Below are 11,904 nucleotides of genomic sequence, written 5' to 3' on the forward strand. Positions count from 1 at the left end.
GCCCCGGCGCCGCGCCGCCGCCACCGCGGCCGCCACCCGATCCGCGAGGGCCGGCCCCGGGGCCACCGGCGGACCCACCACCGCCAGACCGGCCCGTACCCCGGCGAACTCACCGGCCCGCAGCCGGCACCCGGGGCAGTCCGACAAATGCTCCTCGAACCGGAAGGTGTCGGCGCTCCCGAGGACGCCCAGCGCATAGGCCCCCACCCGGATGTGGGGTTCGGTCGTCTGCATGTACTGCGGTACGGGAACAAGCCCCGCATCACTCAAGCCATCGGCCTGGATACGCCCTAAACTCCGGCCTCATGCTGCGCGTACTCGCCGTCGACGACGAACAACCCGCCCTGGAGGAGCTCCTCTACCTCCTGCGCGCCGACCCCCGTGTCCGCAGCGCCGAGGGCGCCACCGGCGCGACCGAGGCCCTGCGCCGCATCGGCAGCGCCGTGGACGCGGGCCCCGACGACCCGTCCGCGATCGACGTGGTCTTCCTCGACATCCACATGGCCGGTCTCACCGGCCTCGACGTCGCCCAGCTCCTCGCCGGGTTCGCCGCGCCCCCGCTCATCGTCTTCGTCACCGCGCACGAGGGCTTCGCCGTCCACGCCTTCGACCTCAAGGCCGTCGACTACGTCCTCAAACCGGTCCGCCGCGAACGCCTGGCCGAAGCCGTCCGCCGGGTCGCCGAACAGGTGGGGGACCGGTCCGCCCCCGTCCACGACACCGCGGGCGACCAGATCCCGGTCGAGCTCGGCGGCGTCATCCGCTTCATCCCCATCGACGAGATCGCCTACGCCGAGGCGCAGGGCGACTACGCCCGCCTGCACACCGCCGGCGGCAGCCATCTCGTCCGCATCCCGCTCACCACCCTGGAGGAGCGCTGGCGTTCCCGCGGCTTCGTCCGCATCCACCGCCGCCACCTCGTGGCGCTCGGCCGGATCGACGAACTGCGCCTGGACGCGGGCAGCATGAGCGTGCGCATCGGGGAGGCCGAGCTCGCCGTCAGCCGCCGCCACACCCGCGCCCTGCGCGACCTCCTGATGCGCCAGGGCGGCCGCTGACCGAAGCCGTGAGGCCGCCGCCGAAGGAGCCGTGGGGCAGCCGCCGGAGGAAGCCGTCAGGCCGCCGCTGACCTGGGGAGACCCTCCGGCAGCCCTTCCCAGCAGCACCCGGCGACGCCTACACTCCGAGCCCATGTCCGCAGAGCCAACCCCCCGGCGCGAAGTGGTCACGGGAGAGCCGCGTCGGGTGCGCCCGCTGCCCCGCTACCGCACCCAGTCGGAGATCGACGAGCAGACCGCCCTCGGCGGCGCCTACGTACGCTCGCTGATGCGCGGCCAGCTGCGTGCCGGGCTCACCGTCTTCGGCGTCCTCGCCCTCGTCGCGGGCACCCTGCCGCTCCTGTTCGCCGCGCTGAACAGCTCCGCCCTGGTCTGGGCGGTCCTCGGCTTCGCCACCTACCCGCCGCTCACCCTCGCCGCCTGGTGGTACGTCCGCCGGGCCGAGCGCAACGAACGCGACTTCGCCCGGCTGGTGGAGGGCCGCCCCGCCCCGTGAGCGCCCCCGACCACATGGCGTCCTGGGTGGCGGTCGCCCTCGTCGTCCTCGCCACCGTCCTCGTCGGCGGCTTCGGCCTGCGTATCTCCCGTACGACCTCCGACTTCTACGTCGCCTCCCGCACCGTGCGGCCCCGCCTCAACGCCGCCGCGATCAGCGGCGAATACCTCTCGGCCGCCTCCTTCCTCGGCGTCGCCGGGCTCGTCCTCGTCCACGGCCCCGACATGCTCTGGTACCCGGTCGGCTACACCGCCGGATATCTGGTGCTCCTGGTCTTCGTCGCCGCACCGCTGCGCCGCTCCGGGGCGTACACCCTGCCCGACTTCGCCGAGGGACGGCTCGAATCACGGCAGGTCCGCCGTCTCGTCAGCGCCCTGGTCGTCGGGGCGGGCTGGCTCTACCTCGTACCGCAGCTCCAGGGCGCCGGGCTGACGCTGAAGATCCTCACCGGAGCTCCGGGCTGGCTCGGGGACGTCCTCGTCGCCACCGTCGTGGCGGCCGCCGTCGCCGCCGGGGGCATGCGCTCCATCACCTTCGTCCAGGTCTTCCAGTACTGGCTGAAGCTCACCGCCCTCCTCGTCCCCGCCCTCTTCCTGGTCCTCGCCTGGCAGGGCGACGGCCGCCCCCGGGTCAGCTTCGACGACCAGTTCGCCGTCTTCCGCGCCGACCACCCGCTGTACGCGACGTACGGGTTGATCGTGGCGACCTTCCTCGGCACCATGGGCCTGCCGCATGTCGTCGTCCGCTTCTACACCAGCCCCAACGGTCGCGACGCCCGCCGCACCACCGTCGCCGTCCTCGCCCTCGTCGGCCTCTTCTACCTGCTGCCGCCGATCTACGGGGCGCTCGGCCGGCTCTACACCCCCGAACTGCGGTACGGGGGAGACGCGGACGCCGCCGTCCTGCTGCTGCCCGCCCGGGTCATCGGCGGCCTCGGCGGAGACTTCCTCGGGGCGCTGATCGCGGGCGGGGCGTTCGCCGCGTTCCTGTCCACCGCCTCCGGGCTCACCATGGCCGTCGCCGGGGTCATCACCCAGGACGTCCTGCCCGCGCGCGGGGTACGCCACTTCCGGCTCGCCACCGTCCTCGCCATCGCCGTGCCGCTCGCCGGCTCCCTGCTGGTGAGCCGGGTGCCGGTGGCCGACGCGGTGGGCATGGCCTTCGCCGTCTCCGCCTCCTCCTTCTGCCCGCTGCTCGTCCTCGGCATCTGGTGGCGGCGGCTCACCCCGCCCGGAGCCGTCGCGGGGCTCCTGCTCGGCGGCGGGTCCGCGCTCCTCGCCGTGGCCATCACCGTCAGCGGCGCCGTACGCCCGCCGGGCTGGCCGCACGCCCTGCTGGCCTGGCCCGCCGTCTGGTCCGTCCCCGTCGGCTTCCTCGCGATGATCCTCGTCTCGCTCGCCACCCCGGGGCGCATCCCGCCGGGCACCAACGCCGCCATGACCCGCTTCCACCTCCCCGAAGCCCTCTCCTCGGCGCGGGCCGCCGCGGGGAGGGAGCGATGACCGGGGCCGCCGTCGCCGTGGTCGTCGTCCTCGCCGGGCTGCTGCTCGGCGCCGGTTACCTGCTGGGGCGCCGCACCGCCCGCCCCGTGCGCCCCAGCGACGTCGGCACGCCCGTCGAGCACGCCACCTTCGAGACCCTGCACACCGCTTCGCTGGCCGCCCCGCCGCTGCGGGCCGGGCTCACCGAGGAGAGCGCCCGGCGGGCCGCCCGCCGGTTGCGCTCCCTCCTCGGCACGGACGCCCTCTGCCTCACCGACCGGGACCGGGTGCTGGTCTGGGACGGGGCCGGGCACCACCACGGCAAGGACGTGATGGAGCATCTGAAGGTGCTCCTCGACAACGGGCGCGACACCGCCTTCGACAGCGGCTGCGGCGACCTCGACTGCCCGCTGCGCTGGGCCGTCGCCGTCCCGCTCACCGTCGAGAACCGGGTCCTGGGCGCGCTCGTCGCCTACGCCCCGCGCGAGTCGGCGGTGCTGGCCCGGGCGGCGGGGGAGGTGGCGCGCTGGGTCTGCGTCCAGCTGGAACTGGCCGAGCTGGACCGCTCCCGTACGCAGCTGATCGAGGCCGAGATCAAGGCGCTACGGGCACAGATCTCCCCGCACTTCATCTTCAACTCGCTCGCCGCCATCGCCTCGTTCGTCCGGACCGACCCCGAGCAGGCCCGTGAACTGCTCCTGGAGTTCGCCGACTTCACCCGTTACTCGTTCCGCCGGCACGGGGAGTTCACCACTCTGGCGGACGAACTGCACTCCATCGACCAGTACTTGGCCCTCGTCCGCGCCCGCTTCGGTGAACGTCTCGCCGTGACCCTCCAGGTCGCCCCCGAGGTGCTGCCGGTCGCGCTGCCGTTCCTGTGTCTCCAGCCGCTGGTGGAGAACGCCGTCAAACACGGCCTCGAAGGGGCGGTCACCCGCAGCCGGATCACCATCAGCGCCCTGGACGCCGGTTCGGAGGCCGAGGTGGTCATCGAGGACGACGGCACGGGAATGGACCCCGAGCGGCTGCGGCAGATCCTGCGAGGCGAGGGCGGCACCTCCACCGGCATCGGTCTGCTCAATGTCGACGAGCGGCTGCGCCAGGTCTACGGCGACGACTACGGGCTCGTCATCGAGACCGGGGTCGGGGCGGGCATGAAGATCACGCTGCGGCTGCCCAAGTACCGTGCGGGCGTACACGGTTCCTGAAGAAGGCCGTCAGCACAGATGGACGGCCAGGTGCCCCAGCGGCAGCCCCAGCTGCCAGGCGGGGGTCCAGATCCGGATCTCCTGGTCGTCGTCCGCAGGGTCGGCCGCGGCCTCCCAGGGGACGGGGCCGATCGCGTCCAGGTCCGCCGCGAGCAGTTCGGTCTCCTCCAGCCAGCGCCAGGCGGCCCGGGCCAGCGCCAGATCGGGGTCGCCGGGCTCGGCGGCCTCCTCCGACTCCGCCAGCCGCTCGCAGATCCAGCTGCGCCAAGTGCCCTCGTACGCCGTGAGCACGCGGAGTTCGTCGACCCGCGGCTCGGGCAGGGCGTGCGGGGCGGGTGCGTCCCGGGGGAATTCGCACAGGAACATCGTCAGCGCGAGGGCGTCGCGCCCCGCCCGGAACTCCAGCGTCGTCGGCTCCATCAGATCGCCGGTCCGTAACAGCTCGTCGGCGATGTACTCGGTGGACAGCCAGGTCATCGGCACCCGGAGCCCGTTCCCACCGGTCCCATCCGTATCCTCGGGACGCATCCCGTCTCGCCTCTTTCCTTGCTCGGTACCGGGCTTCACGCAGCATTGAACCGGGGGCGGACGCCCCGCGTGGGCAGAAGGGGAGGATCGCCCAGGAGATACGAGGCTGTGAATGAGTGCCTACCCCGGCGACGACCGGCATGTGCGCCTGCTGCTGGGCGCGTACGTCCTGGACGCCCTGGACGCCGAGGAGACGTGCCGGGTCGCCCGCCACCTCCGGGGCTGCGACGACTGCGCCCGGGGCTATGTGGAGGTGGCCGAGGCCTCCGCCCTGCTGGCGCTGCTCCGGGCGGAGGACCTGCGGGAGTAGCCGGGCAGGGTGCGTGCGAGGACCCGCAGGGCGTAGTACGAACGGGACTTGACGGTCCCGGACGGGATGCCGAGCGCCTCCGCCGTCTCGCCGACGCTCAGCCCCCGGAAGTAGATCTGCACCAGCACCGCGCGGTGCTCGGGGCTCAGCGTGCGGACCGCCTCACGGACGTCGAGGGCGCGGACGGCCGAGTCCGCGGTGTCCAGGGAGTCCGGGGTGGTCTCCAGCACCGTGTCGCTGACCTCGACGGGGCGGGCCTGGCGTGAGCGCCGCGCGTCGATGGCGAGGCGGCGGCCCACGGTGAACAGCCACGGCCGCATCGAGTCGTAGGGCGCGTCGAATGCCTCCGGGTGCTGCCAGGCGCGTACGAGGGTCTCCTGCACCAGGTCCTCGGCCCGCTGCCGGTCCCCGAAGGTCAGGCCGAGGAGGAAGTGGAAGAGGGCGGGCCCGTGTTCCCGCTGCAACTCCGCCAGGGTCCGTTCGTCGGTCGTCGTGGTGGTCTTCATGAACGTCCTCTCCCGCCGAGGCCCCTGACGGCCGCGTTGCCGACTGGCGTATACGAACGCATTCGACGGCGCGGGAACAGGCGGTGCACCGAGGCGTGCGACGAGCGGTCGCTCAGTGCGGCGAGTGGTGCGGTGAACGGTCGAGGGGCCGTCGGGGTCGGCCGGTACGACCAGTTCAGCTAGGTATGCGGCAATGCTCCTTGCCTATCCGGTATGAAGATCTGTGTAGTCGGATGGTCGTAATCATCCGAACATGGAGTCGAGCAGATGACGCAGCGCATCCGACCGGGCACCGTGGCCGCCATCGCCCTCCTGCTCGCCGCGGCCACCGGCTGCACCGGGCAGCAGCCCACGACCCCCGCCGAGGGCGGGCCGTCCGCCGCCCGGGGTGCGGGCGGCCAGGACGCCGGGAGGCCCCGCCCGTTCACGCTGCTCGCCGCGGGTGACGTCCTGCCGCACTCCTCCGTGATCGACCAGGCCGCCGCCGACGCGGGCGGCGCCGGCTACGACTTCGCCCCGATGCTGGCCGGTGTCGCCCCGGTCGTCTCCGGCGCGGACCTGGCGTTCTGTCATATGGAGACCGTGTACGGGAAGGAGGGCGGCCCCTACACCGGCTATCCGAGCTTCAAGTCGCCGCCCGAGGTCGCCGCGGCCCTGCGCACCACCGGGTTCGACTCCTGCTCCACCGCCTCCAACCACACCCTCGACGACGGGGCCGAGGGGGTTTCGCGCACGCTCGGAGCCCTGGACGAGGCGGGCGTCCGGCACGCCGGCTCCGCCCGTACCGCGGCCGAGGCGGCCCGGCCCACGATCCTGCCCGCCGGGCCGGGGGAGGGGGCGGCCAAGGTCGCCCATCTCGCGTACACCTACGGCACCAACGACATCCCGCTGCCCGCCGGCCGGCCCTGGACGGTCAACGTGACCGACGAGCGGAAGATCATCGAAGAGGCGCGGGCCGCCAGGCGCGCCGGAGCCGACGTCGTCGTCCTCTCCGTCCACTGGGGCACCGAGTGGCAGGACGAGCCCGACGCTCAGCAGCTGGAGCTCGCCGAGCGGCTCACCGCCTCCACCGACCGGGGCCGCCCCGACATCGACCTGATCATCGGCACCCACGCCCATGTGCCCCAGGCGTACGAGAAGGTCAACGGCACGTGGGTCGTCTACGGCATGGGCGACCAGATCGCCGGAGCGATGATCAACTACGAGGGGGCCCAGGACCCGCGCGGCAACCAGAGCTCGATGGGGCGCTTCACCTTCGCGCCGCCCGCGAAACCCGGTGAGCGCTGGAAGGTGAAGAAGGCGGAGTTCGTCCCGCAGTGGTACGACACCGTCACCGGACGCGCCATCAACCTCAACGCCTCCCTCGACTCCCCCGAGGGAGAGTCCGAGGATCTGCGCGAGATCCGCGACCGCATCCGTACCGTCGTCCTCGGGCGGGGAGCGGAGGCGGACGGGCTCCTCATGGGCGAGTAGGGCCCGGCGCCGGGGGCTACGGGACCACGGTGACCGGCCAGCGCCCGGCCTTCACCAGGCGCACGGCCACCGAACCGATGAAGCGGTGCCCGGCCGACTCCGAGGCCCCGACCACCACCGCGTCCGCCTTCAGCTCGTCGGCCGCCGTCACCAGCCCGTTGTAGGGGTCGCCCCGGAAGGTGTGGAACTCCCATCGCATGTCCCACGCGTCACTGAAGCGCTCGGTCGCCTCACGGATCTCGGTGACCAGGGAATCCGCGACCTCCCCCGTCGTGTCGCCGACCGGTACGCCGAGGGCGGCGCCCGCCGTCATGACCGGCTGGACGTACACCAGGGCCAGCATGGCGTTCTGCCGGCGGGCCAGTCCGGCGGCGTAGGCCGCCGCGCGCATCGACGAATCGGAGCCGTCGAGCCCCGCGACGATCACCTTGGGTCCGTCCGTACCGCGTTCGAACTGATGAGGCTGCTGCTCTGTCACGGCTCCGAGGCTATCGGCTCGTCCGGAGGGGGAGTCGCCGGGCCGTCGGCGGGCACCGGAGAATATGAACATAATGCGTCGATCGGGTACAAAACGGTTGGCATCCGGTGTCGGGGGCCGGGGCGGGCGTCCGGCCGTGCGAGCAGTTGGCCATGACGAGTGATCACACCGGACCCGAGCGCCGCACCCTCCTGAGGGTCGCCCTCGGCCTCGGAACCGCCGCCGCCGTGCACCTGATCGTCGCTGATCCGGCCTCGACGCCCAGCGGCCCCGCACGCACCGCCGGCACCCCGCCCGCACCGGCCGCGGGGCCTCCGGCGAACGTGCGGGGCCGGCCCTCCCCGTACCGGCTCGACCCCATGACCGCGGGCAGCCCGCCCCGGTTCCGCCCGGCCAGGCCGCCCGTGCGCACCCGGCCCTTCGAGCACCTCCCGGATCTCGGGCACTCGATGGTCCTCAGCTTCGACGACGGCCCCGACCCGCTCTACACCCCGGACATCCTGGCCACGCTGCGCGAACACCGGGTCCGTGCGATGTTCTTCGTCTGCGGCGAGATGGCGAAGAGCAACCCGGACCTGCTGCGCGAGATGGCCGACGACGGCCATGTGGTGGGCAACCACTCCTGGTCCCACCCGCTGATCCCGAAGCTCTCCCGCCCCGCGATCCGCGACGAGCTGGGGCGTACCAGCGACGTGGTGGAGCGGGTGCTCGGCGCCCCACCGCTCTGGTACCGCGCCCCCTACGGTGCCTGGAACCGCAACTCCTTCGAGATCGGGGCCGAGTTGGGCATGGAGCCGATGGCCTGGACCGTGGACACGCTGGACTGGAAGGAGCCGGGGACCGGCACGATCGTCCGCCGGGTGCTGGACGGGGCGGCACCCGGCGTCGTCGTCCTCTCGCACGACGCGGGCGGCGACCGCTCGCAGAGCGTCGCCCCCCTGCGCCGCTATCTCCCCCGGCTGCTGGAGGCGGGCTACCGCATCACGGTGCCGCAACGCGTCTGAGCGCGCACCTCTATGGCTGTGTCCCCGGCGATCCACCGGGGACACAGCCATATCGGGACGCGTCCGGTCAGCGGGTGTCGACGAGCCGGGCGAAGACCACCACGTTGCCGTCGTAGCCGCCCGCCTTGGAGTAGCCCCCGCCGCACGTGATGACCCGCAGCTCCGCGTGGCCGGTGTCGCCGTAGACCCGGGGGCCGGGAAAGTCGTTCTTGGAGAAGACCTCCACCCCGTACACCTCGAAGATCCCGACCCGTCCGTCGTAGCGGGAGACCTCGACGCGGTGCCCCTTCTGGAGCGAGCCGAGGCCGTAGAAGACGGCGGGCCCGGACGTGTTGTCGACATGGCCGACGACCACGGCGGTGCCCCGCTGGCCGGGGGCGATGCCGTTCTGGTACCAGCCGGCGAGGTTGGGGTCCTCGGCGGGCGGGGCGTCGATCCACCCGTTGGCGTCCAGGTTGACGTCGATGATCGGGGCGTCCACATTGATGGAACCGATCTTCACCCGGGAGGCCGGGGCGTACGGCAACGGCTGCACCGGCTCGCCCTCCACCGGCGGACCCGCGGTGTCCTTGCCCAGGTCCAGCGAGGCGGCCGCCGCGGGCTGAGGCGGGCCCGCCTCCCCGAACTCCGTGCCGTTGCGCATGAGGGCGAGGCCGCTGAGCATCACCAGGGCGATCGCACCCCATGGCACACGTCTGGTCCGCTCGGCGCCAGCGTAGTCCCGGCCCATGGTTCTCCCTTCGTCGCGACGCTGTGAACGCTAAGGGCGTCACGACGAGGCGGCGATCAGGGAGAGGCGAACGGGTGGCGGCGGGGTGGGGCCCCTGAGGGGTGACTGCCCATCGGAGTAATGAGCAGATAAAACTTCTGACGGTCTGTGACCTGCGCCTCCGTCAGATTCAGGGGGTCTTGTGCGGCGTGTCGCGTCACTGGGGTGGAGCAGTGCCGAAGTGCGAGCCGCCGGTCGACTGGTGAGTGTTCGTCATGGGAGACGTTCTCGTCGATCCCGGGGGACAGCCCCCGGGGGCGTTTCCCGCTGGAGGTTCACACGATGCGTGCTTCACGCGCTCTCGCGGTCACCGCGACCGCTTTCGCGGCCGTCGGGCTCGCGGCCCCCATGGCCGTCGCCACCAACGGCCCGGTCAACGTCGCCGTCAACCCTCAGTCCGTCCACCAGGGCGGCATGCTGAAGGTGACCGCGCAGGGCTGCGGTCACGGCGGCAAGGTCTGGTCGAACGCGTTCCCCACGACCAGCCTGTCGGCGGGTGACGGCACCAACTACGCCCACGCCCGCGTCCGGAACAACACCACGCCGGGGCAGTACCACCTCTCCGTGAAGTGCAGTGACAACGACCGGATCGCGACGCAGAAGTTCACCGTGCTCGCCGGCAACGGCGCGCAGGGCGGGCTCGGCGGCTCGATGGGTCCGAGCTCCGTGGAGATGCAGGTCGGCGGCGGTCTGGTGGCCGCTGCGGCCGTCGGTGGCGCGGTCTTCCTGGTCCGGCGCCGGCGGACGAGCCATGCGGCGTTCTAAGGCGTCGAACTTCCCGTCCGGCCCGATACGCCCGTCGCCCCGAGTCCTGGATCAGGACCCGGGGCGACTGTCGTGCGCCGCATGTTCGCGGTCAGTGGCGGCGGTCGGCGTTGCGGCGGCGCGCGAAGTAGAGGGCGCCCGAGGCCGCCGCGACCACCAGGGCCCCGCCGGCGGCGACCTCCACGGTGTCGATGGCGCCGGAGCTGCCGCCGAGACCGCCGCGCACCCCGCCGGGCACGAGGGCCGTCGAGCTGGCCGTCGGAACCGTGGTGGGGGTCGGAGTCGGGGTCGGGGTGGGGCTGCTCGTGGCGCCGCCGGTGATCGTCAGGTTGACGTTGCGGGAGGTGCCGGTGGAGCCGCAGGTGAACGTCACCGCGTAGACGGCTCCCCGGCGGGCGTCCGTGTCGACGGTGGCCGTGGCCGACGTGGAGCCGCTCGGGACGGTGGCGGTGTCGAAGATGCCCGAGCTGACGGTCGTCTCGCCCGTGCAGCCACCGGCGCCGAGGGTGACCCGGCCGCCCGGTGCGATGACCGAGGGCGTGATCGTCGGGTTGAACGTGCTGGAGGCCCCGTCCGGTGCAGCGAAGGCGGTGGACGGGGCGATCAGCGTCAGGGCACTGGCGCCGAGCAGGGCGAGCGGTGCGACACGTATCGCGCGCATGGTGGATCCTCCGGGTTCCCCGAGGGGCAGCTGCGGAACCAATTTCCACATAGCAGGAAAAATGCACCTCGATGCCCGACACGCTAGGAGCGGTCCTCCCGGCCCGCGATCGGGGTCCGGCGAATGGGTCAGTCCGTCCCCCGACCGGCCCACCGGCCGGGGGAGCGGGCGTCAGCCGGCGGCCCCCGGGAACATGTCGAGGAACGGTTCGGCGGTGGCCGAGATGCCCCGGCCGAAGGGCGCGTCGAAGTCCCAGATCAGGAAGAGCAGAAAGGCGATCAGTGCGCTGAACAGGCCCGCCAGGAGCAGTTCGCGGAACGTTCTGCGGATCTGGAGCGTGAAGATCAGCCCCACGGTCACCAGCGCCCCGATGATCAGCCCGAACCAGACCACCCCGGGCATCGTCGCCCCGGCGTTCTGCCCCCGTGAACTGCGGGCGTCGTCCGCCGCCGCCACCTGGTCGACCAGCGGCTGGTAGGCCTGCCCCTCGTGATCGGTCTTCGGCTCGTAGTCGGTGACGTCCGCCCGCACCTGGTTCAGCAGTTCGGTGCCGCGCTCGGTGAGCGTGTTCCGCTCCGACATCACCTTCCACTCGTCGTCCACGACATGGCGGACATAGGCGTCGACGTCCGCCCGGATGCGGTCGCGGACCTCCGCCGGGTAGACGGACGCCCGCGCCTTCACCTCGTGCAGCGCCTGCGCCTCGATGCGTACGGACTCCTGGGCGGCGCTGCGCCCCTCCCAGACCCCGGCGATGGCGAGCCCCAGGACGATCGCGTAGACCACGCCGATCATCATCGTCATGTACTCGATGACGTCGGGGGTCTCGGAGGGATCGTCGTCATCCCCGACCCGCCGGTTGTTCAGGACGACGATGATGAGGACGACCGCGCAGGCGGACGCCATGGCAATGCTCAGTACGAGCCATTCGGACATGCATTTCTCCTGGTCAGCGGGATGATCGCGGGCGCAGTACGGCGACGGCGAAGACCGCCGGGGCGGTGATGAGCAGAGTCAGCGACACCAGCGACGGCCCGCTCCGCGGCTGTTTGCGGGCCGGTTTGCGGTACGTCGGCAGCGCGACGGGCCGGGGCTCCGGCGGCTCGGTCCGCACCGGCGGCTTCGGTGAGGGCGAGGGCTCCGGGGGCGGTGGCGCCGGAGCCGGCG

At 72.4% G+C, this 11,904-nt stretch carries 15 protein-coding genes and 1 pseudogene; 8 read left to right on the plus strand and 8 right to left on the minus strand.

What is annotated here, in order from left to right; translation table 11 throughout:
• Positions 1–234: zf-HC2 domain-containing protein (locus tag JS521_RS28360; protein WP_205085812.1), on the minus strand; the 234-nt coding region annotated here is incomplete at its 3' end.
• Positions 235–305: 71 nt separating this feature from the next.
• Between JS521_RS28360 and JS521_RS28365 the strand changes: the two genes are divergently transcribed.
• From JS521_RS28365 to JS521_RS28380, 4 genes are all read left to right on the plus strand, one after another.
• Positions 306–1,058 carry a LytR/AlgR family response regulator transcription factor gene (locus JS521_RS28365; RefSeq protein WP_010058904.1) on the plus strand — a complete coding sequence of 251 codons (753 nt, stop codon included), beginning with the start codon at positions 306–308 and terminating at the stop codon, positions 1,056–1,058.
• A 133-nt stretch (positions 1,059–1,191) separates the two neighbouring features.
• Positions 1,192–1,554 carry a hypothetical protein gene (locus JS521_RS28370; RefSeq protein ID WP_030622898.1) on the plus strand — a complete coding sequence of 121 codons (363 nt, stop codon included), beginning with the start codon at positions 1,192–1,194 and terminating at the stop codon, positions 1,552–1,554.
• On the plus strand, positions 1,551–3,056 hold the full coding sequence (locus JS521_RS28375) for a sodium/solute symporter (RefSeq protein ID WP_205085813.1): 1,506 nt from the start codon (positions 1,551–1,553) through the stop codon (positions 3,054–3,056). Before JS521_RS28370 ends, JS521_RS28375 begins: the two co-directional genes overlap by 4 nt.
• Positions 3,053–4,243: a sensor histidine kinase gene (locus JS521_RS28380; RefSeq protein WP_205085814.1), complete on the plus strand. Its 1,191-nt coding sequence runs from the start codon at positions 3,053–3,055 to the stop codon at positions 4,241–4,243. Before JS521_RS28375 ends, JS521_RS28380 begins: the two co-directional genes overlap by 4 nt.
• 9 nt (positions 4,244–4,252) lie before the next feature.
• Here the strand turns inward: JS521_RS28380 and JS521_RS28385 are convergent, their stop codons facing one another.
• Positions 4,253–4,771: a hypothetical protein gene (locus JS521_RS28385; protein WP_205085815.1), complete on the minus strand. Its 519-nt coding sequence runs from the start codon at positions 4,769–4,771 to the stop codon at positions 4,253–4,255.
• Positions 4,772–4,883: 112 nt separating this feature from the next.
• Between JS521_RS28385 and JS521_RS28390 the strand changes: the two genes are divergently transcribed.
• Entirely contained in the window at positions 4,884–5,081 is a 198-nt protein-coding gene (locus JS521_RS28390) for a zf-HC2 domain-containing protein (protein ID WP_205085816.1), read from the plus strand.
• Here the strand turns inward: JS521_RS28390 and JS521_RS28395 are convergent.
• Positions 5,015–5,587, minus strand: a complete 573-nt coding sequence (locus tag JS521_RS28395) for a sigma-70 family RNA polymerase sigma factor (protein ID WP_205085817.1) — start codon at positions 5,585–5,587, stop codon at positions 5,015–5,017. The two genes, JS521_RS28390 and JS521_RS28395, sit on opposite strands and share 67 nt — an antisense overlap.
• Positions 5,588–5,854: 267 nt before the next feature.
• Here JS521_RS28395 and JS521_RS28400 point away from each other — a divergent pair, with 267 nt between their 5' ends.
• On the plus strand, positions 5,855–7,060 hold the full coding sequence (locus JS521_RS28400) for a CapA family protein (RefSeq protein ID WP_205085818.1): 1,206 nt from the start codon (positions 5,855–5,857) through the stop codon (positions 7,058–7,060).
• A gap of 16 nt (positions 7,061–7,076) precedes the next feature.
• Here JS521_RS28400 and JS521_RS28405 read toward each other — a convergent pair whose 3' ends face one another.
• Positions 7,077–7,538, minus strand: coding sequence for a universal stress protein (locus JS521_RS28405; protein WP_205085819.1), 462 nt, complete (start codon positions 7,536–7,538; stop codon positions 7,077–7,079).
• Between the two features lie 152 nt (positions 7,539–7,690).
• Here JS521_RS28405 and JS521_RS28410 point away from each other — a divergent pair, with 152 nt between their 5' ends.
• Positions 7,691–8,542 (plus strand): polysaccharide deacetylase family protein, encoded by an 852-nt coding sequence (locus JS521_RS28410; RefSeq protein WP_205085820.1) that lies wholly within the window; start codon positions 7,691–7,693, stop codon positions 8,540–8,542.
• A 67-nt stretch (positions 8,543–8,609) separates the two neighbouring features.
• Here JS521_RS28410 and JS521_RS28415 read toward each other — a convergent pair whose 3' ends face one another.
• The gene (locus JS521_RS28415; protein WP_205085821.1) at positions 8,610–9,272 is read right to left on the minus strand and encodes a class F sortase; all 663 of its coding nucleotides are present in this window, start codon (positions 9,270–9,272) and stop codon (positions 8,610–8,612) included.
• A 321-nt stretch (positions 9,273–9,593) separates the two neighbouring features.
• Between JS521_RS28415 and JS521_RS28420 the strand changes: the two genes are divergently transcribed.
• Positions 9,594–10,076, plus strand: coding sequence for a hypothetical protein (locus JS521_RS28420; RefSeq protein WP_205085822.1), 483 nt, complete (start codon positions 9,594–9,596; stop codon positions 10,074–10,076).
• A 91-nt stretch (positions 10,077–10,167) separates the two neighbouring features.
• Here JS521_RS28420 and JS521_RS28425 read toward each other — a convergent pair whose 3' ends face one another.
• From JS521_RS28425 to JS521_RS28435, 3 genes and pseudogenes are all read right to left on the minus strand, one after another.
• Positions 10,168–10,737 (minus strand): hypothetical protein, encoded by a 570-nt coding sequence (locus tag JS521_RS28425; RefSeq protein WP_205085823.1) that lies wholly within the window; start codon positions 10,735–10,737, stop codon positions 10,168–10,170.
• A 171-nt stretch (positions 10,738–10,908) separates the two neighbouring features.
• On the minus strand, positions 10,909–11,673 hold the full coding sequence (locus JS521_RS28430) for a bestrophin-like domain (protein ID WP_205085824.1): 765 nt from the start codon (positions 11,671–11,673) through the stop codon (positions 10,909–10,911).
• A gap of 13 nt (positions 11,674–11,686) precedes the next feature.
• Positions 11,687–11,904, minus strand: a pseudogene (locus tag JS521_RS28435) (hypothetical protein); the annotation flags it as partial.

The organism is Streptomyces durocortorensis (genome assembly GCF_016901035.1).
Lineage (GTDB): Bacteria > Actinomycetota > Actinomycetes > Streptomycetales > Streptomycetaceae > Streptomyces > Streptomyces durocortorensis.